We start from the raw sequence: 23,075 nt of genomic DNA, 5'->3' as shown, positions 1-23,075 counted from the left end.
TCTTACATATTAGAAGGTTGCTTGCAAAGAGAACGAATAAGTACGAGCAAACGGATAATCCAACCCCCTTTCTACCCGTACGGTAGATGCGCGGAAAATATCATTCATATAGAAGCTTGCTTTCAGCTGTGCAAGTTTCAGCTTACGTAGCAAAGTAGAATAACGGAAATCGTACCCAATATTCAATGCAGAGAAACGAAGTTCATTTAAGTTCTGAATAAAGCGTGAGCTCGGTTTAGTTGTCTTATAAGGGCTATAAGAGAAATCAACAATATCGCCCGGTTTCTTCCATACCGCATTGTATATACGCTTATCTACATTCAGCCCGACATACGCATTCTCTACACGGTTCACCAATGTGTGATTATACATCTGTCCACCCAGCTGATAATAAAAAGACATATTCATGAATATGAGGGTGTGTCATAATGCCTGAATATAAAGATTTACCCCTGCCACAGATAGCTATAGCAGAGGTCATTTCTTCAAAAAGGGAATTTTGACACACCCTCATATTCATGAATATTCCCTTATAATCTAAGTTCAGTCCAAAAGTGCCCGTGCATTTCGGCATTGCATCTCCACATACCACTTGGTCCTCTGTCCTCCACTCCGTTGTACTCTTCCCATCTTTAGTGAGATATAATTCATCGCCTGTAGCGGGATCTATACCCAATGAACGTACGGCCCATATAGCGTTCATTGACTCTCCTTCGATAAAATGGAGTTGAGGCTTGTTTGTCTTTCCTGCTACTATTTTATCATCTACTTCATCATTATAATTCTTCAAGGCATTTGATATTTTTTTGAGTTTATTCGAGTTCTTGGCGATAGAGAAGAATACGCTCAAGTATTGTTTCCTTGCCGGATTGTACAGAAGATGTGCATTCAGTTTCAACTCCATTCCCCTATTCTCTGTACTTCCCAAGTTCTCCATATAACTAAGAAAACCCATTGAAGGCGGAATTGTAAGTGCTAAAAGCTGGTCTTCTGTTTTCTGCACATAATAATCATAGCGGATTATCATCCGATTAAGTAGGTTTATATCGACTCCTATGTTATAATCCTGCGTCTTCTGCCATTTTAATTTATCATTGGGTAAAGCCATAAGGTAGGAGCCTATCCAATTATCATAGGCCTGCGTCTGATAATAGCCAAATGTGGCTAATGCCTGATAGGAGCTGAAGTTCTGTGCTCCGGTATAACCGGTAGAGGCCCTGACCTTAAACTGTTTCAGCCAAGTGGCTTCTTCCATAAAGTGTTCCTTATGTAAGTTCCATCCGGCTCCTATTGCCCAAAACTGTCCCCAACGGTTATCCTTTCCGAAAAGAGAAGAAGCACTAGTGCGATAAGAAAGGTCAGCCAAGTAACGGTCATCATACGAATAATTCAAAGCCGACAATAGGCTAATTGACCTGCTGATACCCTCACCTCCTGAAAAAGGCTGGCTTGAATCAGGCTTTAGACCGGAGGCTATAAAGTTGATGCGGTCGTTAGGGAATCCTATCACCTTAAAGTTAGTAGATTCCGACTGATTCTGTTGAATGTTCCACCCTGCATTAAAGAACAGCTGATTCTTATTAAGGAACAAAGAATAGTTTGCCGTAACATCGGCCGATACAAAAGTATTCTCTCCATCCGACTTGCTATAACTTCCCTTCTCGAATGCACGTTCTTCCGAATACCCCCAAAAAGATGTATGCGAGGCCGGATAAAAATCTTCTCGCCTATTGAGTGTTTTCGACAAGCCCACACGCCCCATCAATTTCAACGACTCGGCCAACTGCCACTCAACATAAAAGTTGTTAGTCAGGTTTGTGTATTTCCCGAAGTTCCTTGTCCCAATAGCAGCATTCCACAACGGATTCCCTTTAGTTACGCCCACCAAGCCACCGCCACCTGTAGAGCCAACTATTTGTTTCAGATTGCCATTATTATCGTATGGCGTCCAGTACGGATTCAACTCTGCATACTCTGAGAAAGAGCCATAAGGAGAGTCATCGGCATGATTTAAAGTGGCACTGAATTGATTGCGGAATAATAAATTCTTATATCGGTAAGAAAGGACGAAGCTTCCGGTAAACGTTTTTCGTTCTGATCCTTTCATTATACCCTTAATATTATTGTACAGCAAATCTACACCGTAGCGAGTACGTTCATCGCCTCCTTCCAGATACACAGAGTGCCTGTGCCCGATGCCCATACGTAAGGGATATGCCAGCCAATCGGTATCCACGCCACGTGCTATTTCCGTTTGAATGTTGTTTAGATATTGCTCCCAAAACCAAGGATCCGAATACAAGCCGTACATTTTATCTACCTCAAACTTCTCGTAAGCATTGCAAAGGTTGTACCCTGTCAAGTCGGGGATTGTCAAGTTTAAGTCTCCTTTATACGTTACCCTTAGTTTGCCCGCTTCGGGTTTACGGGTTTCTATCACTACTACCCCATTTGCTGCTTTAGATCCATAAATAGCCTTTGCTGCTGCATCTTTCAGCAGAACAATTGTTTCTACACGATTCATATCCAAGTCGTAAACAGCTGTCACATCCACCTCAAACCCATCTAATATGAACAAGGGCTGATTAGGATTTCCGTTATATGTCCCCTTCAAATCGGGCATTGACTGCTGTCCGCGCATTTGTACTTCGGGCATGGCATTCGGATTGGAACCTAAGTCCATATTTTCTACAATCTTGAAGGCCGGATCAATGTTTTTCAGGTTTTGCAATAAGTTTTGGCTACCGCTCCGCATCAGTTCCTCTTTTCTCACAACAGTAGTAGCTCCAGTAAAGCTCTCTTTTTTACGTTCAAATATACCATTAACAACCACCTCATCTACAAGTTGTGTATCATCTTTCATGGAAATAAACAACTGCTTCCCAGTGAAAGGTACCGACATGTTCTTCATCCCTATATAAGAAAACCTTACTTCTGTTATTTCCTTATCATTAGGTATTAATATATCGAAGTTGCCATTGGCATCGCTAACCCCTGCCACAGCGGGGTCATTGGTCAGAATGTTCACACCGGGCAAAGCCTCTCCAGAAACATCCGACACATGCCCTTTGATGTGCTTCTGTTCGACTTTCGATACGGTCGATACTGTGATATATCTTCCGTTTATCTTATAAGTAAGAGGATAAGATCCTAAAATGGCATTCATCACCTCATCTATTGTTTTCGATTTAATATCAACCGTTACCTTGTAGTTCTGAATATAATTATAAGTAAACAAGAATTTGAATTCCGTTTCTTGTTCCAACCTTTTCAGCACAGACGGCATAAGCTCATCATGGCATACCAAATCAATTTTATGGGAAGCACTTTGTGCCAGCACACTTTCTCCCGCAATACTCCCACAAAAAAAGAAAAGCAGGAAAAACAGGAATCTCCTATGGAGCGCCCTCAAGAAACAATAACTTTTCATAAATATAACTTTAAATTAAAAATATCCTTTACTTATATACGAAAAAAGAGAGCATTTAGTCCCACCAAATGCTCTCTTTTTTGCTCTTATTCTCTGAATGTTCTATCTTCCTTATCTCTATACTGTTGTAAAGCAATTTACCTTATTCATATTCAAAGATATTAAACGCCGTTTCGGGTCTCCCCCATAATACATCTTCTACTCCTTATCTGTTTCTTTGTTCTTTCTCTTCACTACCAACCGGTTCCCTTTTTTTGTGACAGAGAGGTACTCGTATGCATTCAGGTTCTCAATCACCTTATCGATACTATCGCTCCGCTCTGCTACGAAATGCAGTCGCAGGCTCATAAGCGCAGGTTCTTGTTCAATCTCTACCGAGAGATTATACCAACGCCCTAAGTCACGCAATATGTCAACAAGAGACACATCATCATAATAGAAGACCCCCTCCATCCATTGGCTGTAATAGCTTGTATCTACCTTTTTAATCTGAAAGCTATCGTCTGCACAAACCATGTCATCACCGGGCGATAAGAGCACTCCCTCTGCTTTATGCGGCAGCCGTACGCACACTGCACCGCGTACCAATGTGACGTGTGCCTCAGAATCTTTATACGCTTTCACATTCAGTTCTGTGCCCAATACCTGCGTTGTTATTTTATCGGTGACAATAATAAAAGGTCTGTTTTCCTCATGCATTACCTTAAAATAGGCTTCTCCTTCGAGTGTTACCTCCCGCTTATCACCGGAGAACCAGGTGGGGAACGAAAAACGGCTATGTGCATTAAGCCACACCTCTGTACCATCGTTCAGTACTATTTTATACACCTTACCACGAGGTATGGAAACGACGTTACGACGGACTCTCTTAGCATTTACGTGGGTATAATCCGCACCTTTTGCTGACAGCACCGCACCTTGCCGTTCTACAGTCGGAACAGCATTAACGGCTATCGTTGTACGTTCCTTGGGCATGCCATCGCCCGATTCTTCTATAACCACTTGCTGCTCTTTGCTTATGGAAGTTATCAATACCTCCATTGCTTCTTTCGATCGCCCCCTTTGCGCTTTATTGTCGTGCAAAACGAAGAAGATTACCCCAGATATTATTGCAGCAGCGGAAAGTCCGCTCAATATATAATAGGTAATACGTTTTTTACGTTGCACATTCCGCGACAGGGAGCATTGAAACCTTTCCCACTCTTCATTTACAGAAGGCTCTGTAAAGTGACGACGTAAGAATGCCTGCTCGCATTCGTAACGTAAACGTTCATCCGGTACTTGGTGCTCATCCATACCTAATTTATTTCCTTTGTCATTTGAGTCACTCATAAAGTTCTTTCCTTATAATATAAACATTTATAACATCGTTTGCTATAAGTCATACAACTGTCTTATCATCGATCAATAGGGCAGCAGCCCTATTAGTACCGCTTTTTGTATTTCACAGAGAAGTATTCTCTTATTATATTCAGCCCCTTCATCACATGCTTACGCACGCCACTTTCGGATAGCCCTGTTATTCCGGCTACTTCTATGTACTTCTTTTTATGTATATAACATTGCTCCATCACTGTTCTCGTTAACGGGGGCATGTCATTTATCAAACACATAATCTTCTGAATACGTGCCTCGCTTTCCCGCCAATCGTTACCGTTCCACTCTTTAAGCATGGCAAGGTAGGAGTCTGTTTTAGCAACCATCATACCCGAATGCCGAAGATAATCGAGGCAAAGGCGTTGCAGATGGGTAAATATATAAACCTTAGCCGTCTCCATACGTAAGGAGTCAATGTTTTCCCATATAAAATGGAAAGTGTCGCTTACTAAATCCTTACAGACCTCACTATCTTGAATAAAATGGAGAGCATAATAATAAAGGCGGGAATAATTATCTTTGAAGAGTTCTTCAAACTTACTCTTCAAAGCATCCGACCGATTGTTCTCTTTATCTTCCTTCATACCGACTTTAAAACAACTGAATAAGCAAACCGCCCGCAATTTAGCAACACAACAGACCACATTCTTACAAATCACTGAACAACAATAATAGCACAGCATTTTATCGCATAAAGAAAATCGCTTAAAATAATGTTGCAGAGAGACAAGCATTCCTTTTACAGACATGACAAAAGTACAAATTAACTTTAAAACATTAATGACGCCCACCAAAATATTTTTGGTCTATAACACGGCTCTTTCCATTTAAACCTGTTTTGTTCTCTCAAAAATAGTCTTATTCTATAGACCACAGCCGACACCATGTCGATGCAGAAAGACATCATACCGGGAGTTCTTCTCTATGTTTGAAAGACACAAAACATCTGCCATCTGCAACAAAATCATGCTAAATCGATGAAAACAAGAGACTTATGCTGTTGCAGATACCTGTTGCAGATAGTTGCAGATAAAGTTATCTGCAACATACTATTCAAATACCGGATTAGTACAGTTTGCCTGCACACCGCACAATGTTTATGTAGTGCAAACAAGTATTCAAACCGATAAAACAAAGTGTTCCACCGTATTGAAACAAAGTGTTCAACCATATTGGAACAAAGTGTTCAGCGTGTTGAAACAAAGTGTTCAGCGTGTTGAAACAAAGTGTTCACCGCCTTGAAACAAAGTGTTCACCGCCTTGAAACAAAGTGTTCAGCGCCTTGAAACAAAGTGTTTTGCTGAAGTAACAATAAAAAGAATGACTTATACTAGAAATGGTTGTCACTTTTAGAGGCTAGTTACTAAATAAGTTGTCACATTCTGTTATTCATAACTAAAACAGTTGTTAGTTTCTTCCCTTTGCTCCTAAGATAGTTGTCATACGTAAAAACAATGGACAAATCTGAGTGTGCTCGGGCTCTCGGTAAAAGTCAATAGGGTTCGACACCCTATTGGCTTTTGTGAGACAATGGCTTAAACCGTCATGTCCCGGGTTCTCGGTATCGCAAATATAGTATTTATTTATCATATGGAACCTTATTTTTTCCACAATGATTTTCCCGGCACCTCTCCATGATATACGTCCATGGGTTTTTTCATACCTATGCTCATATGTGGTCGTCCATTATTATAGAAGTCAATCATTCGCGTAATCTGCTCCCGTGCCATCTCTTTATCCCTGAACAGCGACATGCCGTATATCCATTCCGTTTTCAGGATGCCATTCATCCTTTCTGCTACCGCATTGTCCGTCGGGTTGTAATCTTCAGTCATGCTCACACGTATATGATGAGTGACCAGTGTGTCGATATAGGCATCGCAGGCATACTGTACCCCCCGGTCGGAATGGTGGATTGTGCCGCAAAGATTGCCACCTCCAGCCTCATTGATGGCCTGTTCCAGTGCCTGTAGCGTATATTCGGCATGCAAACTGGGAGAGAGCACCCATCCTAAAACGGCATGTGAGTACATGTCCGTTACAAGATGGAGGTAGCATACGCCACCTTCAATCCAGATGTAAGTGATGTCACATACCCAGATATGGTTCGGGTATTGTGCCGTTACCCCCTTGATCAGATTCGGATACTTCTTGTAAAGATGGTGGGAGTCCGTCGTATGCCTGGGTTTCTTCGGGGGCAGCATAAGGCGTTCCGAACGCAGCAGATGAAGGAAGGCATCCCGCCCTCCGGTTATCTCGCTTCCATAAAGGGAGCGGAGCTCATGGTATAATTTCAAACCACCGATGCCCGGAGCCTTTGAGCGGTAGAAGAAGACGGCATCCAAGATGGCTGTTCTGATCTGATGACGCGACAAAAGATTTTTTTTAAATCTGGAAGAATCTTATAACCTCCTTAATCATAGGAGGTTTGGAAGAATGGCAGAAATTTGGGTAACGAATTGGCAACCGTGCCTATTTCTGCGCTTTGCTGTGAGTTGCTTTCAAGTCACTCGTTTCGAGTACAAAGATAATAGAATAATCCAATACCACAAAGTTTTTTACAACAAAAATCCCATCGTGAAATTTATTCGAATATGTCATATGAAGAATGGGCAAAAATTCGTACCTTTGCCAAATAATGTCAAGACAAAAATGAGTAATATGCTGTTTACGGAGAAAATAAAAGAGTTGCGCATTCAGAATCAAATGCCTCAAAGGCAGATTGCCGCTGCTCTTGATATAGACACAGCAACATATTGTAAGATTGAAAAAGGCGAGCGCAAAGCCAAGAAAGAGCAGGTGGCTATATTGTCGGAGATGTTTCATGTAGAACTGACAGATCTCCTTACTTTATGGCTCGCAGATAAAGTCACAGATATTGTATCTGATGAACACAAGGTTGCTTCAAAAGCTCTTTCCATGGTTGCGGAAAATTTAAGAAGAATAGGTTGATATGGCAAAAGTGAAATTATACCCAAAGTTAGAAATTCCTGAAATGCTATTGGCGGATCGGCGTTCTGTGTATGGGCTGAGGACCTATGTCAGCCTATTCAGTAGTGCTGGCGTTGGATGCTACGGCTTTAAGGAAGAGGGATTCTATTGTGTGGCTACTGTTGAGTTGTTAGAGCGCAGAATGAAAATTCAGAAATTCAATCAGAAATGTGCTTATGACAGCGGATATATTTGTGGAGACATGACTACGCAAGAAACAAAGGATAAGGTTTTTGCGGAGTTAGATATGTGGAAAAGAGGATTTAATCTAACTGATTTAGATGTGTTGATTGCGACACCTCCCTGTCAAGGTATGTCTGTTGCCAACCACAAGAAGAAAGACGAGTTGAAACGTAACTCCTTGGTCGTTGAGTCTATAAAAATGACTCAACAGATTAAACCTAAGTTTTTTATATTTGAGAATGTTAGGGCTTTCCTTACTTCTGTATGTACTGATGTGGATGGTAAAGATAAGTCTATTAAAGACACAATAGAAACTAACTTGTCAGGAGTATATAATATCTTATATCAAGTGGTAAACTTTAAGGATTATGGCAATCCCTCAAGTAGAACAAGAACATTGGTGATTGGTGTCCGTAAAGACTTGAAAGAGATAACACCATACGATATTTTCCCTGATAAGCAACCCGAAAGAACACTAAGGCAAGTGATTGGTCATTTGCCATCCTTGAAAACGATGGGAGAGATTTCTGGAAATGATATATATCATAATTTTAGAAAGTACTCGCCCCAGATGGAATCTTGGATTGCAGACATTAAAGAGGGGCAATCTGCATTTGACAATACAGACATAACAAAGATTCCCCATAGTATTAAGGACGGCGTTATTGTATATAACGCACGCAAAAATGGAGATAAATACACTCGTCAGTATTGGGATAAAGTCGCTCCCTGTATTCATACCCGTAATGATATTATGGCAAGCCAAAATACTGTTCACCCTGTTGATAATAGAGTGTTTAGTATTAGAGAAGTTATGTTAATGATGTCTGTCCCCTCTTCTTTCAAATGGAGTGATATTCCATTCGAAGATCTGAACAATATGTCATTGAGAGAGAAAGAGGCTTTCTTGAAGAAAGAGGAAATGAATATTCGCCAAAATTTGGGGGAGGCAGTTCCGACAATTATATTTAAGCAAATAGCATCAAAGATTCGCAAGATATTATGTAAGCCAACTTTGTCAGAACAAGATATTAAGGCTTTGATAGATAAGAAAAAGTTAACAGTACCTACCTGTTTAGTTGATTATATTAGAAGTAATAATCATTATGGCTTTGCGGAGTTGTCTAAAATAGCAGAATTGGCAAATGCCCAAAGGGAAAATAATGCGGCTTATTATACAAGACAGGATATTTGCTATACAATAGTTAAGAGCCTTCCTGATGCAAAAAACTATACAGAACTAAACATTTTGGAGCCATCAATAGGTGTGGGGAATTTCTTGCCTACTCTTATATTAAAGTATGCTAATGTACAATCTGTTAATATTGATGTTGTCGATATAGATGCAAATAGCATTGAGATTGTAAGGGAGTTAGTGGCAAAAATAGATGTGCCCAATAACATCCACATCAATTATATCAATGCAGATTTCTTGCTATATGACTTTGATAAGATGTATGACATTGTAGTTGGAAACCCTCCATACAAAAAGCTGATCAAGGAGAAGAAGTTATTAGCAAAATACAAGGCTAATGCATTTAACAAAGACACTAACAACATATTCTCATTCTTTATTGAAAAAGCGATGAGAATAGGGACTGTTGTTTCGCTGATAGTTCCCAAAAGTTTAATAAACGCTCCTGAATTTAATGCGACACGTATTTTGATGAAAAAGAAAAATATTTCTCGCATAATTGATTTTGGAGAAAAAGGATTCAAAGGAGTAAAGATAGAAACCATTTGTTTTATCCTTGACACTCAAAAGAAACCACAAAATACAATTGTGGAATCTTATATTACTGATGCAGTAAAGTGTCATCTGCAAGCATACATAACAGATGAAAGATTCCCATATTGGATAATTTATCGTAATGAGGCTTTTGATGAAGTGGCAAATAAAATGAAATTTAATGTATTCAAGGCATATAGAGATAGGGTTATAACTAAGTCTATTACAAAGGATAACGGTAAAATCAGAGTACTTAAATCTCGAAATATTGGCAACAATGAAATTGTCAATATTCCCAATTATGATTGTTACATTGATAATATAGAGGGATTGGATGTCGCAAAATATCTAAATCAAACAAATTGCGTTTTGCTCCCCAACTTAACATACAGCCCTCGTGCCTGCTTTTTACCCAAAGGGTGTATTGCAGATGGGTCTGTTGCAATCCTCACATTGGCAAATGATGATGACATTGTAACAAATGAGGATTTAGCGTTCTATGCTACTGATAGCTTTACAAAATTTTATGCGATTGCCCGTAATTTGGGGACACGCTCACTTAACATAGATAATAACTCTGTTTTCTTTTTTGGAAAACTCAAGCAGCAAAGTATATGAGAACTGTAATCAACGAATATCTTAACCAATTTGATCTGGATATACGCAAATCACACGATGCAAGATTTGTGGATCAAAAGTGTACTCCCGACATTGTATGCTTTATGGCAGATTGTGTTATGAATTTGATAGCAACTAAGCCCGTTTTTGTAATAAACGATGTATGGGATACTCAATATTTTATTCAGAATACACGAGTTGTCTTTAACAAGCCGTGGGCGAATGATAAGAAAGCATACAACGAATACAACAAGGTGTTATCTCAACCGTTGAAACTTTTGGCATATGCTCATATCCTCAATGTTGAAATGGTTGATGGTGCATTGACATTTTCTGTTGCTAATGAGGACTTGTTGGATTATATCTCACGCAAAGATAGAAATGCATACAATTTCTTGTACTGTTACTTTATGAAAGTTATGTCGGACAGTGGCTTTATGAAGTATTTTGAAGAATATGCTAAGGATAGTGCTGAACATCCCGTTGCAGCACGGGATGAAATATACGACAGGTATTACCGCTTAATCAACGGCAATACTCCATCGCATTCACGATTGGATATTAGGCGTATGTTCCACAAGGTATTCAATGTCTATGCGGCTGAACATCATTTGCACGGCAGCAATGGTAAGATTACCTATTATTCCGATTTGATGTACAATAAGAAGAATTGGCGAGATATGGATAAGGATAAGACCATAACTCGTCAAGAGGCGATGACTCCTGAGAAGATAGAGAAACAAGAGGCTATCAACACCTACTATGTTCAGAAAGCTATTGCATTGATAAGAAAGATTCATACAGTAAGTGAGGTAAATGATAGTTGGAGCAATGGTGAGGCAACACAAGTACATCACATATTCCCAAAATCACAGTTCCCACAGATTGCACACTATGTTGAGAATTTGATTTTGCTTACTGCAACACAACATAATACAAAGGCTCATCCAAACAATAAAACTCAGCAGGTTAATAAGGATTATCAGTTGGTTTGCCTTTTAGCTAAAGCTGATACCATAGAGAACTCCTTATTGCGGTTCGGGGATAAGTATTACAGAAAGGAGTCGTTTGTATATGTAATTAACACAGGGTTGACAGCGGATTTTAGCACAGGACTGTCATTCAACGATATAAAGACAAAATTGGTTCAAATTTATAACGCAGCATAAAATGGCTAAATATCCTAAAGGTTCAGAATGGCGTATATGGGATTTGCATATCCATACACCTGGAACGGCAAAAAACGACCAATACGGCAATGATGAAGCCGCGTGGAATGCATTTATCAATAAAATAGAAGCAAATACTAATGTTGCCGTTTTAGGAGTAACCGATTATTTTTCAATAGAGAACTATTTGTATCTCAAGCAAAAGCAAGCGGAAGGTCGTTTGAACGGAAAGACCTTATTGGCAAATGTCGAGTTGAGGATAACCCCTGTGACTCAACAAGAAACACCTATAAATATTCATGTTATTTTTAACCCTGAATTGTCAACAGATGTGATTGAACGAGAATTCTTCCGTTGTCTAAAGTTTAGATATAAAGGGTATGATTATTCTTGTGTAAAGAATGATTTGATTGAGCTGGGAAAAGCATTTAAAAATGACAATTCTATTGATAATGAATATGCAAGAAAAGAGGGTATAAGGCAATTTAATATTAGCTTTCAAGAATTACAGCAAATTTTACAGAAGCAAAGCTTGAAACCCCATATTGTTGTTGCTGTGTCTAATAGTAATAAAGATGGCAATAGTGGAATTCAACACTCTTCAATGCAAGCCACAAGGATAGAAATTTATCGCATGTCGGATATTATATTTTCTGGCAATCCCAATGATGTAAATTTCTTCTTAGGACGGGGCAAGTTAGATGTGATGTCAGTAATTGATACTTATGGAAGTGTCAAGCCATGTATTACCGGTAGCGATGCTCACTCTCTCAGTAATGTCAATATATTTCCTAATGAAAGAATTACATGGATTAAAGCTGATCCAACATTTGAGGGTTTGAAACAGATTATATATGAACCAGAAGGTCGCGTTTGTATTCAAAAAGAAAACCCTGCCTTTAATATAGAAAAATGCCCTTTTACAAGAATATACATACCTACAAGTACAAAGGTGTTTGTAAATGAAGAAGATATTTCTTTTGCGCCTCAAGAACTTCCGTTAAATAGCAATTTGGTTTCTATTATTGGTGGTAGAGGAACAGGTAAAAGTGTTTTAATAAACTATATTGCAGCAGCCTTTCATAAGCAAACGCAATCGGACAACTTTAACCTTAATTCAGATATTGTCATTAGTCGCCAAGCATCAATATCTGAAAAAGCAAAAGATTTTAAGGTCGCAGATAATCCCAATGTTCCATTTATGTATATTGCTCAAAGTCAAATAAAGGATTTGGTGCAAAATAAAGATAGATTTTCAAGAAATATACGAGAAACCATAGGAGTTACAGATGAATATAGTATCTCTCCAGAATTTCTGTCCAGAGTTGAAACTTCTATAAATGAATACTTTAGGATTATTAAGATAATCAATGCGAATAACACTACTCCACAAGAAAAGCGGGAGATTATTGGTAACGAAATCAAAAAATATAGTGATTTCATTACTAATATAACTTCTGAACAAAATAAGAAGAAATTAGAAAGCTATAAAAATAGAGTTGGTAAATTTTCTCAATTTAACTCTTGGATAGATTCACTTCAACAACTTGTAGCAAACATAGATAGATTTACAATCGAAACAAATGAAAATATATCTACTTGGAATGAATTGTTTAAATCTCAAAAAGTAGATATTCCACCAATCGATACATCTAACACTAAAGGATATATCAGAGAGAGTCTTATTCCTCTTCTCGTAGCTGCACGACAAAGAATTCAAAAAGAAATTGCTGATACTAAAGACGAGTTTAAAGATTATAAGGGCGATTTAGCTACATTGTTGTCAAATGTTTCAGTATATCAAAACAAAGTTTCAGAACTGTCTAAACAAATAGAAACTATAGGCATAGAAGAAGCAAAATATCAAGCTATTACAAGTGATGTGTTTAGAAATTTAGGAGTTGAAATAAAGAATAATATAGAATCCTATGCTAAACTAATTGAACAGAAGTGGAATGAATTCAAAGGGAACGATGTCTCTATCGACCCAAAGAAGAAACAGCTGTTGGATTTGATTCTACAAGAAAATTTAAATGTGTCAGTTGATATACATTTTGATTCTTGCAAGATGTATAATCTTTTGTTAGAAAAACTTGACGGAAGAAGTTATAATGATGAAAAAATCAGAAGAATTCTTAATATCGAAACATTAGATAACTTTTATGATTTTATATCACAAACCACCGACCATAACATTTTTAGTCGTGATATTAAAGATGATTTGAGAGGAAGATTATTGGAACTCTTTTTTAAGAGATATACACAATTCATATCGCACGATGTAAATGTTACTCTTGCAGGTAAATCTATAACCAAACTTTCATTTGGACAACAAGGTACCATATACTTAAGATTACAGATTGCGGCTAATATGTTTAGTGAAACTATTATATATGATCAGCCAGAGGATGACTTAGATAATAGTTTTATTACGAGTGAACTTATATCTATTTTCAAAACTATAAAACAATATAGGCAGATTATTATTGTTTCTCACAATGCGAACTTAGTTGTAAATTCAGATTCAGAGCAGGTAATCATTGCACAAAATGAAGATGGGCAACTGAAATATATGTCAGGTTCTTTGGAGGATCCTGATATAAACAATGAAGTTTGTCAAATATTGGAGGGTGGTAGATTTGCCTTTGAGAAAAGAGAACGCAAATATAGAATAAACTAAATTGCATATTAACAATGGCGGTCATTTTGAAAGTGGTCGCCATTGTTAATTTATAGTTTTATTCCTCTATCCAGTCTTGGCTTCGGTATTCCGATGGCTTCCCTAAACTCGTTCATTTTCTTTCGGAACCAGCTTACGTGTGATACCCCGTCAATTTTGAAATCGAATCTACCGTTTTCATCATCCTTGATGGCACAGACGGAATGTCGTGTTTCAAAACTTCGGCTGAACTCCGAAGAATAGAGTTTGCCTTTTATGCTGACTTCTTTGAATGTGCATAGTCTTCTTATGATACCGTCATCGAAACCTAACCGCTCTCGCAGGAAGTTTATCATCGGCATCAGCTTCTCCACATACGGGAAGTAGCGTTTGACAAAATCCACGAACTCGGACAGCTTGCGGTTTTGTTGCTCGTAAGCATTTTTAATCTCCTGTATTTGTTTGGTTTGTTGCTGTTCCCTTTGTCGGACTTCTTCTTCAAGTTCAGATACACGCTCATGCAGATTCCTGTTCTCCCTCTCCAACGCCCTGACCTTGTTGCTGCCGAAAAGAGAACCGACACTCTCGGCGATGTTGACGGCAGCGGTTGTTGCCGCACCTTTCAGCTTCTCGGTCTGTACCTCCCTTTTCGCACGTCTGAGTTCCTCCAACGCTGTTTCTCTGCGGTCTTGAAGTTGCCCTATATCTGTTTGTAACTGTTCTGTCTGCTGTACTAAATCACGATAATATTGCCGTGTGGAGATATGTTTCGCCTCCGAACCGTCTATGCCACGTTGCAATCCGTATCTTTCCATAGCTTGGGCATAGCTGTCCTGATAGGCTTTGAGCTTCTGACGGGTCATGATGTCATCGGCACAAAGTCTTGCTCCATCGGTAGGCTTCTTGCGGTAGCGTTTCTTCGTCTGTTCCTCCCGTTTCCTGCGTTTGCGTTCTCCCCTGACAATGGGGACAAGCGTGGCGTGTATGTGCGGTGTCTGCTCGTCCATGTGCAGGACTGCTGACACGATATTCTCCTTGCCGAACGTGTCGGCGAGGTATCTCAGATTGTCGCCGCACCATTCATCAAGTCTTCCATCGTTGGTGATACGTTCCATATCCTCGTGTGTTCCCGTAAGCAGGATACGGATTGCCCTCACTTGGTTGTTGCCGATTTTGCGTGTCAGCCCAGCGGTGTCCAACCTGTGTTGTATGGCTTGTGTCCTGTTTGCAATGCCATCGGGAAACTTAATCAATTCCCGATTGAGATGCGTCCTGCCCGCATCGGCATTTTTCGGTCGGATGGTGCGCTCTATGTGCGCGGACATGGCGGCATCCGTTCCGCTTGTTTTCTCCATATGTAATACTGCGTAGCCCATAATAATCCTTTCTTTTTAGTTTGTGAAACAATGGTTGATGATTACTTTTGCACGGTTCTTGCCGTTGACATGGGAGAGTCCAGAGAGGTACAACCTCTTTGGCTTATTGGGGAATTTTCAGCGTTGCTTGCAATGCGGCTCGGAAAATTCCCTAATAAGCCTACGGTATTTTCCGTTGGCAAATATCCGTGCGGCTGCAAGTGTTCATCCTCCCTACATCTTCAGCCCTCGTTTCTTCGGTGGCTGCATCATCCGCTTTGCGGATTGGACTTGCCGCTCCTGCTTCATCGGCTCTGCCGATTGGGACAAGGGTTTGCCGCACAGGTAATCGTTCAGGTCTTTATATCCGTGATAGTTGTGGGAGAAGTCCCGGATGCGTCCGGCAAACTCTTTCCTCAGTTCCTGATATGCCCTTGTCCCTGCCTCGTCATTGTCGAGCAGGCAGTGGATGCGTTCATATCCGTGCAACACGTCAATGGCTTTGGAAATATTGGCTACCGAATTGAGGATGACGTAATCCTGCCTGTCAAGGTTGGGCATGGTCGGGCAGTTCCTCATCCTCAACGTGAGGAAAGAAAGATAGTCCGTCATGCCCTCGAATACCAGACATTTTTCCCTCGGTTCTCCCTGCTGCCGGATATGGCTGATGTCTTTCGGTGCGATGCAGCCCTTGAAAAACTCGTTGCGCACCTCGTAGCCTCCTGCCACATTCGGGAAGCCGATGGCGAAATAGGGTTTGCCGTTGTTGTTGAAATGCAGCTCCTTGCACTCCGACTTTGCCAATGCGGTATCTATTCCACGCTCCTGCAAGTAACGCAGCAATGCCGGATGCGTGAGTTCCCGTACCTCCAACTGTTGGAAACATGGCTCGGATGGTTGTTGGCGAAAAGAGAAAGACACGGGGCGGACGTGTGGAGCCTGTTCCACTATCTTACGGAGCAGATAGGGCAAATGGTTGGAGGAATAAAGTTCCTGTGCCAGTGCGATGATGCTACCGCCCTTGCCCAGTCCGTAGTCGAACCACAAGTTGCGGTTGATGTTCACCTTGAATGACGCTTCCGTCTCCTGACGGAACGGTGACTTGTACCACAGGCTACCGCCTTGTTGTTTCACGGGCGAATAGCCCAGACTTTGCAGATAGTCTGCAATCCTGATTTGTTTTGCTTCTTGGATGTTCATGATGTGATGTTTCTATGGATTTGATGATGAATGAAAAAACGATGATTTGATGAATAGATAGCATAACACATTGATTTGCAATTATGTGCCATCTCATCAATTATTCATCAGACTACTCACGAAAAGAGAAATTCATCATTTGCGGTGTCGGGCAGAGGCTGTCCGCCTTGTTTTCTCTTTTCATCAGTGAGATACTTCTGATGAATGTTTGATGAGAAGGTAAACTTCTATATTTCAGTATATTTATATACTTATTCATCATTTCATCAAAATAATCAGAGTGTTTCCAAAAATCCCCTTGTCATGGTATAGAACCGTCCTGTTTTCCGTATGGGCGAATAGTGGCATTCCCGTGTGAAGTCCACCTGATAGGTGGTGTAGGTAAGCGTATTGGGTGCAGGTGCAAGTTTCCAGCACTCCTGCAATACCTTTCTCACTTGGTGCTTTTCCGCTTTGACCTGCGTGTTTACCAACAGCACAAGAATGTCATTCGGGCAGAACGAAAAAGTGTCCGTGCCTACACTCTCCATGATGTCAAGGATTAGCTCGTGCATCTCTATCTCCAATCGGTTACGGTTGCTGCGGATTATCTTCCGCAAGGCTTCGGTATGCAGCAGCGAGGAGGCAAACCACATCCGGCTCTCCTTTTCGGTGGAGAGGCTTCTATGCTGCAAATGATGGAGAAAGGCGGGTATCTCCGCTTTCAGCTTTTGCAGGAAGTCGGTATCATCGGATTGCAGGCGGTCTATACTGCGCACCCAATAGCGTGTTTCCCCTGCGTCGATGATGACGGGCAGATACTCGTTGTTGGAGCACAGCACGAATTTGGCGAAGAAAGCTATCTCGTCACGGTCCTTGCCTTTGGCTTCTACTTTATAGGAGAGTGTGGTGCTCAGGTTCTTCAACCTCTCGCTGTCCTCCCTGCGGTTGAGCAGTACCTCGTCCACAAGGATAAGCAGCTTGCCTGCCCAGTCTGAATTGAACTGGCTGCGGAAATCCTCGTTGGTGTTGAATGTCACATTATTCTGAAATAGGGCTTTCAGGAAGTTGAGGAACGTGCTTTTGCCCGTGTTGCGCTCCTCTGACACCAGCAGGAGGATGGGCAGCTTCTGTACGGGTTGCAGGTAGAGCAGTTGAAGATAGTCCATCCCCAACTCATATTGCTCCCCGAAGATGTGCCGCACCAGAGATTGGATGTGTGGAAAATCACCCTTCTTGGGTCGGTGGTCTATCGGCTCGTAGAGGTTCAGGAACTTTCCGATTACAGGCTGATAGCTGACGTGTTCTGGTACGGTACAGAAGCCGTCATACTTGGGAACGCTGCCGATGTAGTCCTTGCCATAGTCTTGGCGCAGGGTCTCGTTGTTCCATGCGATGCGCTTCTTCACATAGCCTCCGTTCAGGCGGGGCTGGTTCACTAACTTGTAGAGGGTCGTACCCACCCGGATAAACTCATCTCTTGCCATGCCGCCATCTGATGGCGGTCGGTGGCTGTCTTTTGATTCTTTGGCTGTCATTTCATTCGATTTTAGTTTGATTAAATGTCAGCCACAAAAGTATAATCATTTATCGGATAGGTTGATACGCAAACCGCAGCAGAATGGGGAATAAAATGCTTTGGAACAAAAAATTCAATGCTTCGGGTCGTACAAAACGGATGTGGAAACAAAAACAAGCCCGAAGAAGCACCTCTCTAATGGCTGTTTCTTCGGGGGTTTTAGTATTCATCTGCATAAATGACGATGCACTCATGCGATTATCCGTATAAATACATTGTTAGCAAAGGGAATACGCATAGGTTTCATTACTTCATGTCGTCACATTGGGATATTTCATGCCTGATACTTAGTACTTTTCATGTTGTTTATACCCAGCGAAAAGAAGATACTTGTTTTCTCTTTTCGCAAGTACCGTCTTTCAAGGATGGCATTGCGCACCTGCTCCGCTCCGAATGTGTTGATACGGAAAGCAAGTGCCGCTATCATCGGGAAGCCGAACACATCAGCATAATATCCGTTCTCCAACCGCACATATTTATGTACTTCGTATTCTTTCAGGACACCGCTTTTATACACGGCTCTTACTGCGGCACGGAGTGTCGGGGCGATTACCCCGAACAGCTCTATAAGTTCCGGTTCACTCATCCAAATGTCGGAGACAATCTCCGGCATAGTGATATTGCCGGATTCACCCATTGCAAGGATATCTCTTTTCATACTCATGCCATTGTTATACCGTTAAACGCCTTGCTCAGTCTGTTCCCGAACATCGTCAGGTCGTTGTCGAGCTTCTGCGTGGTAATCTTCGCATAGATTTGAGTCGTGACAATGTTAGTGTGCCCTAAAATCCTGCTCACACTTTCGATTGGCATACCCTTACATAAAGCCAGCGTTGCGAATCCATGTCTTGCGCAATGAAAGCTGATGTCCTTGTTGATTCCGCACTCTTTTATCATCTTTTTCAACGGTTTACAGATAGACCAGTAGTTCAAGCCGGGAAATACGAGGTTGCCTTTCTGCATCGGTCGGTAGCGTTCGATTATCTGCAACGGGATATCCAGCAGTTTTACCTGAAACGGCACTTTCGTCTTGTGGCGTTTTGACAATATCCATTTCTCGCCGTTCACCTCGACGATATTGTCATTCGTCAGCTCCTGCACGTCCACGAACGACAATGCCGTGAAACTGGCAAAGATGAATATATCTCGGATATATGCGAGTTTGCTGTCCTCGAACTCATGTGTCATCAACACTTTCAGTTCATCTTCTGTCAGGAACTCACGTTCCTTCACATTCGGGCTGATGTGGAACTGCGCAAACGGATTCCTCGGTATCAGCCCATTGAAGTGGGCACGCATCACCACGCCTTTGAGCCACATACACTTTTCCCATATTGTCCCATTGTGCAACCCGGCTTCCGTTGAAAGGTATGCGGCGAACTCCTTGATGAAGTCGGGGGTAAGTTCCAGCATCGACATATCGTTCCGCTTGTAAAACGATTTGATAAATGCCGCCACATAGTTCCTTGCCACCACACGGGAACGGTAGGTTGCCATCACACGGTCTTTCCCTACACGTTTTTTGAACACCTCGTTTTCTTTGTCAAAAGCCTTGAGCAAAGTCTCGTACTCCATGCCGATACCTTGATAGGCATTGCGCACCATTTCCGCCGTAACGAATGCCTCACGGTCGGAAATGCGCTGGTAGTGCTTGATGATTTGCGCCTTGATGTTGTCAAGCGCGAGGTTGATGTCCCGTGCCTCGCGGCTCTTCCCTTTCGCCTTGTTGCCCTTCACGTCCCAAAGCGTGTTGGGAATGCTCTGTTTGCAACTGAACTGCGCCACAGTCCCGTTGATTGTAACCCGTCCCATGATGGGGACAATACCGTTTTTCTCCTTGCTGCCGTTCACATAGAACAGCACTTTGAATGTGCTTCTTGCCATACTCGTTTTTTTGATTGCAAAGTTAAATATCAACGAGTTAGACCATGTAAGCCAACCGAAGCCACAAGCTGCCAGTTTCGGTGCCATGTGTTAAAAATCACTTTCCGGCGGGTAACGATTTGAAAACCGTTCTACTTCATAATTCCGCTTTCCTTTGCGTTACCCGGTTTTTGCCGCTGTCACCGTCTGGCTTCGCAAATGCCTTTCCACTAAGCCATTCAGTGCCATTTCTCCCATTTTATTCGGTTATTCCAGAGATTTTTCGTCTTTTTGTAATAGGCCTGGGAAGACATGCCAAACAGTCCGCAAAGGGTTTTCACACTGATGTGAGGAAACTCTTCACGAAGGCCGGTGACTATTTGGCACCATCTTTTTTTAAGATGGAAATCCCTTCTTCTCTTTCTGTGAGTTCAATCAGTCTTTCAAAGGCATGGGAACGAAGTTTTTCAAGTTCCAAAGCCTTTCTCAGACGCAAATTTTCCGCTTCAAGAAGTTCTTCTTTAGATTTTGATTTTGGATTCTTTTTCATTTGAAGATCTGACAGAAGTTCGGGGGACAAAGATAAGGAATCCGAATCAATTGCATAACACTTTTGCCAACGCAGAATATAAGTATGGTTGGGTAAACCCCATTTCTTGGCAGTAGCAAACATTGACAAACCGCTACTGAAGTAATCACGGAGAACTTCCAATTTGAAAGTCTCAGAATAAATCTTACGAGATAATTTAGACATAATTTTTCTTTTTTTATGTCTCTAAAAAGGTGTCAACCTAAATCCGTATAAGACAGAATGACGAAGAAATAGACAAAGCATACGAATTTAATTGTGAGATTGAAAGAGTATGGCTATCTTAGGTGTTGCAGATACTTGACCTGCAACACATCTGCAACAGGTATCTGCAACACTATAACCCCTTATATCACAATTAGATACAACGAAATTGTTGCAGATGGCAGATAATTACCATAAATATATTCTTTTGTGTAGGAATCGGATGTAGGTTCCTCCGCTATTCCTTTCTGACGAAAAATCCTACGAATATATTCCTGTTGTTCAAGCGACAAATATCTCTCTTTACGGTAAAAGCGATAATACGTCCCGCGTCCGATAAAGATAATTGACTGACAGACAAAGATCAACCAATTACCCGGCTCGCATTGGACCAAATAAGGGGCAGTATGGCTATATTTTTATCTTAAATAGAAAGATGGGTCTATAACGAATCGTGTGGATAATCCAGCTTAAGCCCTCCAGTCACAAAGTTGATCATATACTTAAAAGTTTTCTGTATTTACAAATCCCCTTGCTCTCTTTTTTGCAAGTTGTATTTGCGAGTTAAGTCCTTCGAGTACCATGTTGTTGACATCCCTCATTACAAAGAAGTTCTTGATACCGTATATGTGTGACCAGATCATTGCCACAAAGGATACGGAGAACGCTCGCGTAAAGGTAACAAAGATGCTCGAAGAAGTTCTTTATCTTCATGGCTGCTTTCGATGCAGGTTTTCACTTGTTGATATTCATCGCATTGGTAAATACTGTGACATCATTGCACGACAATATGTCGACAAATAGAGACAAAAGGTAATCACTCATACTATAAACTAAATAAAAAAGCAAGAAGTCGCTTACACCAAGAAACAAACAGGATATGGAAGAATCTGTTTGTTACAAATTCTCCCATACCTCCCATAAAAAACTACTCTTTAATAGGATGAGGAGAAGCCATATCCGGTCCAAGTAAATAAGGATACATCCGCACCTGTGTTAGTGGTCGATTCTGTAAATGTATTCAATGTACCGTTCAGTTTAGTTTTAAAATTCAAGGTATTAGTGATACTAATGCTGGAAGCTGCATTACCTGCACCTTTACTGTCATTCACATCAACCAGATCAATTGTACCGCCGGTCCCTTTCACAAGAGCATTTGTAATGGTAGCTTTCGCACCGCGACGAATCTTGATCACATCCTGCATACGGTCTACGTTGTCCGTTATATTTGCTGCGTTATTTACGATAGTCATATTCTCAACCTTAAAATCAGACTGACGTAAATGATCCGGATAGAGTCCATCCAAATTACCGTCTGCTTCAATGCCGCGTGGGTCTGCTTCTGTACTGGTATAACCACTTTCCCAAACGCCATAACAATTTTTCAACGTACCGGAATATCCTTGAGTGAAATCGAACATATCATCATCGGGGTTCACAGCTAGCAGGTTGGTCACATTCACCGTACCGCCAAAGAATTCGATAGCATCATCCGCACTCTCTGGAATATAGATATTCTCAATCTTGGTACCGTTTCCAACCCCATTCAGTGTCAATCCGTTATGCTCGATGTCAGCCGTGGAACGGGCACCGGCATAGCAGATCTGCACATAGGTCAACGAACCGGAATTATCATTATCTACACTCCCACCATATTTATAATTATTGTCTATTTCGGTCAACCCCAGATCTTTTTTATCCGCACTCGACCCGGAGATCGGAGCTTTACCGTTAATAATGATACCTCCCCAATGTCCTGACGAAGGAGTAGTGGAATTGGCTGTAAACACGATTGGCTTGGCAGCTGTACCATCAGCGTAAAGTTTGCCTCCCTGGGCCACCAGAAGATAATTGCTGAAACCTTCGTTGGCTTTAATGATAGTCCCGGCAGGGATATTCAGACGACCGCCATCTGCGATAACCACCGTTCCGTTCAGGATATATTCTTTGGCTTCCAGAGTCTGTTCGCCGGTCAATGTTCCAAACAAGACATTATCACCTACAACGATAGAACTACCTGTTCCGCCGTTGCTTCCACCCTCTCCGTTACCATCACCGTCTCCGTCACTATCACTGCTACATGCAGTCAATGTAAATACTGTTGCCATAATGGCAAATGTCATAAAATTCACAAACAACCTTTTCATTTT

Annotated in this window: 18 protein-coding genes; 4 read left to right on the top strand and 14 right to left on the bottom strand. The window is 41.2% G+C overall.

The window, feature by feature from the left end:
• Positions 1-9: 9 nt before the first annotated feature.
• From AB9N12_RS11475 to AB9N12_RS11455, 5 genes are all read right to left on the bottom strand, one after another.
• Positions 10-402 carry a hypothetical protein gene (locus AB9N12_RS11475; RefSeq protein WP_369892190.1) on the bottom strand — a complete coding sequence of 131 codons (393 nt, stop codon included), beginning with the start codon at positions 400-402 and terminating at the stop codon, positions 10-12.
• Positions 365-3,430, bottom strand: coding sequence for a SusC/RagA family TonB-linked outer membrane protein (locus AB9N12_RS11470; RefSeq protein WP_369892189.1), 3,066 nt, complete (start codon positions 3,428-3,430; stop codon positions 365-367). The genes AB9N12_RS11475 and AB9N12_RS11470 overlap by 38 nt, the downstream gene beginning before the upstream one ends.
• Before the next feature lie 198 nt (positions 3,431-3,628).
• The gene (locus tag AB9N12_RS11465) at positions 3,629-4,762 is read right to left on the bottom strand and encodes a FecR family protein (protein WP_369892188.1); all 1,134 of its coding nucleotides are present in this window, start codon (positions 4,760-4,762) and stop codon (positions 3,629-3,631) included.
• Positions 4,763-4,854: 92 nt separating this feature from the next.
• Complete coding sequence (locus AB9N12_RS11460; RefSeq protein ID WP_369892187.1) at positions 4,855-5,391, bottom strand: sigma-70 family RNA polymerase sigma factor; 537 nt, start codon at positions 5,389-5,391, stop codon at positions 4,855-4,857.
• 1,014 nt (positions 5,392-6,405) lie between these two features.
• Positions 6,406-7,182: an IS3 family transposase gene (locus AB9N12_RS11455; protein WP_369892186.1), complete on the bottom strand. Its 777-nt coding sequence runs from the start codon at positions 7,180-7,182 to the stop codon at positions 6,406-6,408.
• A gap of 226 nt (positions 7,183-7,408) precedes the next feature.
• On the opposite strand from AB9N12_RS11455, the gene AB9N12_RS11450 reads away from it, so the two are divergent.
• From AB9N12_RS11450 to AB9N12_RS11435, 4 genes are all read left to right on the top strand, one after another.
• Positions 7,409-7,759, top strand: a complete 351-nt coding sequence (locus AB9N12_RS11450) for a helix-turn-helix domain-containing protein (protein ID WP_369892185.1) — start codon at positions 7,409-7,411, stop codon at positions 7,757-7,759.
• Between the two features lies 1 nt (position 7,760).
• The gene (locus AB9N12_RS11445) at positions 7,761-10,328 is read left to right on the top strand and encodes a DNA cytosine methyltransferase (protein ID WP_369892184.1); all 2,568 of its coding nucleotides are present in this window, start codon (positions 7,761-7,763) and stop codon (positions 10,326-10,328) included.
• Positions 10,329-10,447: 119 nt separating this feature from the next.
• The gene (locus AB9N12_RS11440) at positions 10,448-11,497 is read left to right on the top strand and encodes a hypothetical protein (protein ID WP_369892183.1); all 1,050 of its coding nucleotides are present in this window, start codon (positions 10,448-10,450) and stop codon (positions 11,495-11,497) included.
• 1 nt (position 11,498) lies between these two features.
• A complete protein-coding gene (locus AB9N12_RS11435) occupies positions 11,499-14,177 on the top strand; it encodes a TrlF family AAA-like ATPase (protein ID WP_369892182.1) in 2,679 nt (892 codons plus the stop codon).
• 50 nt (positions 14,178-14,227) lie between these two features.
• Here AB9N12_RS11435 and mobV read toward each other — a convergent pair whose 3' ends face one another.
• The 9 genes from mobV to AB9N12_RS11390 all read right to left on the bottom strand — a co-directional run bounded on the left by mobV (position 14,228) and on the right by AB9N12_RS11390 (position 23,072).
• A complete protein-coding gene (gene mobV, locus AB9N12_RS11430; RefSeq protein ID WP_369892181.1) occupies positions 14,228-15,532 on the bottom strand; it encodes a MobV family relaxase in 1,305 nt (434 codons plus the stop codon).
• 213 nt (positions 15,533-15,745) lie between these two features.
• Positions 15,746-16,711, bottom strand: coding sequence for a toprim domain-containing protein (locus AB9N12_RS11425; protein WP_369892180.1), 966 nt, complete (start codon positions 16,709-16,711; stop codon positions 15,746-15,748).
• Positions 16,712-16,986: 275 nt separating this feature from the next.
• Positions 16,987-18,228 (bottom strand): primase-helicase family protein, encoded by a 1,242-nt coding sequence (locus tag AB9N12_RS11420; RefSeq protein ID WP_369892179.1) that lies wholly within the window; start codon positions 18,226-18,228, stop codon positions 16,987-16,989.
• A gap of 315 nt (positions 18,229-18,543) precedes the next feature.
• Positions 18,544-18,933: a hypothetical protein gene (locus AB9N12_RS11415; protein WP_369892178.1), complete on the bottom strand. Its 390-nt coding sequence runs from the start codon at positions 18,931-18,933 to the stop codon at positions 18,544-18,546.
• Positions 18,930-20,153, bottom strand: coding sequence for a tyrosine-type recombinase/integrase (locus AB9N12_RS11410; RefSeq protein WP_369892869.1), 1,224 nt, complete (start codon positions 20,151-20,153; stop codon positions 18,930-18,932). Before AB9N12_RS11410 ends, AB9N12_RS11415 begins: the two co-directional genes overlap by 4 nt.
• 355 nt (positions 20,154-20,508) lie before the next feature.
• Positions 20,509-20,886, bottom strand: coding sequence for a hypothetical protein (locus tag AB9N12_RS11405; protein WP_369889012.1), 378 nt, complete (start codon positions 20,884-20,886; stop codon positions 20,509-20,511).
• A 182-nt stretch (positions 20,887-21,068) separates the two neighbouring features.
• A complete protein-coding gene (locus AB9N12_RS11400) occupies positions 21,069-21,293 on the bottom strand; it encodes a DUF6078 family protein (protein WP_369892868.1) in 225 nt (74 codons plus the stop codon).
• A gap of 135 nt (positions 21,294-21,428) precedes the next feature.
• Positions 21,429-21,569, bottom strand: coding sequence for a transposase (locus tag AB9N12_RS11395; RefSeq protein WP_369892867.1), 141 nt, complete (start codon positions 21,567-21,569; stop codon positions 21,429-21,431).
• Between the two features lie 291 nt (positions 21,570-21,860).
• Complete coding sequence (locus AB9N12_RS11390) at positions 21,861-23,072, bottom strand: hypothetical protein (RefSeq protein WP_369892177.1); 1,212 nt, start codon at positions 23,070-23,072, stop codon at positions 21,861-21,863.
• Positions 23,073-23,075: the final 3 nt, after the last annotated feature.

It is taken from the genome of Bacteroides sp. AN502(2024) (assembly GCF_041227145.1).
GTDB lineage: Bacteria > Bacteroidota > Bacteroidia > Bacteroidales > Bacteroidaceae > Bacteroides.
The sequence above is the reverse complement of the archived record's forward strand: the minus strand, read 5'-3'. Positions and strand labels throughout refer to the sequence as shown.

What these genes read in the sequence shown, in the direction of transcription:
- AB9N12_RS11475 (WP_369892190.1), bottom strand. Translation starts at nt 402, where the DNA reads ATGTCTTTTTATTATCAGCTGGGTGGACAGATGTATAATCACACATTG.
- AB9N12_RS11470 (WP_369892189.1), bottom strand. Translation starts at nt 3,430, where the DNA reads ATGAAAAGTTATTGTTTCTTGAGGGCGCTCCATAGGAGATTCCTGTTT.
- AB9N12_RS11465 (WP_369892188.1), bottom strand. Translation starts at nt 4,762, where the DNA reads ATGAGTGACTCAAATGACAAAGGAAATAAATTAGGTATGGATGAGCAC.
- AB9N12_RS11460 (WP_369892187.1), bottom strand. Translation starts at nt 5,391, where the DNA reads ATGAAGGAAGATAAAGAGAACAATCGGTCGGATGCTTTGAAGAGTAAG.
- AB9N12_RS11450 (WP_369892185.1), top strand. Translation starts at nt 7,409, where the DNA reads ATGAAGAATGGGCAAAAATTCGTACCTTTGCCAAATAATGTCAAGACA.
- AB9N12_RS11445 (WP_369892184.1), top strand. Translation starts at nt 7,761, where the DNA reads ATGGCAAAAGTGAAATTATACCCAAAGTTAGAAATTCCTGAAATGCTA.
- AB9N12_RS11440 (WP_369892183.1), top strand. Translation starts at nt 10,448, where the DNA reads ATGAATTTGATAGCAACTAAGCCCGTTTTTGTAATAAACGATGTATGG.
- AB9N12_RS11435 (WP_369892182.1), top strand. Translation starts at nt 11,499, where the DNA reads ATGGCTAAATATCCTAAAGGTTCAGAATGGCGTATATGGGATTTGCAT.
- mobV (WP_369892181.1), bottom strand. Translation starts at nt 15,532, where the DNA reads ATGGGCTACGCAGTATTACATATGGAGAAAACAAGCGGAACGGATGCC.
- AB9N12_RS11425 (WP_369892180.1), bottom strand. Translation starts at nt 16,711, where the DNA reads ATGAACATCCAAGAAGCAAAACAAATCAGGATTGCAGACTATCTGCAA.
- AB9N12_RS11420 (WP_369892179.1), bottom strand. Translation starts at nt 18,228, where the DNA reads ATGACAGCCAAAGAATCAAAAGACAGCCACCGACCGCCATCAGATGGC.
- AB9N12_RS11415 (WP_369892178.1), bottom strand. Translation starts at nt 18,933, where the DNA reads ATGAGTATGAAAAGAGATATCCTTGCAATGGGTGAATCCGGCAATATC.
- AB9N12_RS11410 (WP_369892869.1), bottom strand. Translation starts at nt 20,153, where the DNA reads ATGGCAAGAAGCACATTCAAAGTGCTGTTCTATGTGAACGGCAGCAAG.
- AB9N12_RS11405 (WP_369889012.1), bottom strand. Translation starts at nt 20,886, where the DNA reads ATGTCTAAATTATCTCGTAAGATTTATTCTGAGACTTTCAAATTGGAA.
- AB9N12_RS11395 (WP_369892867.1), bottom strand. Translation starts at nt 21,569, where the DNA reads ATGATCTGGTCACACATATACGGTATCAAGAACTTCTTTGTAATGAGG.
- AB9N12_RS11390 (WP_369892177.1), bottom strand. Translation starts at nt 23,072, where the DNA reads ATGAAAAGGTTGTTTGTGAATTTTATGACATTTGCCATTATGGCAACA.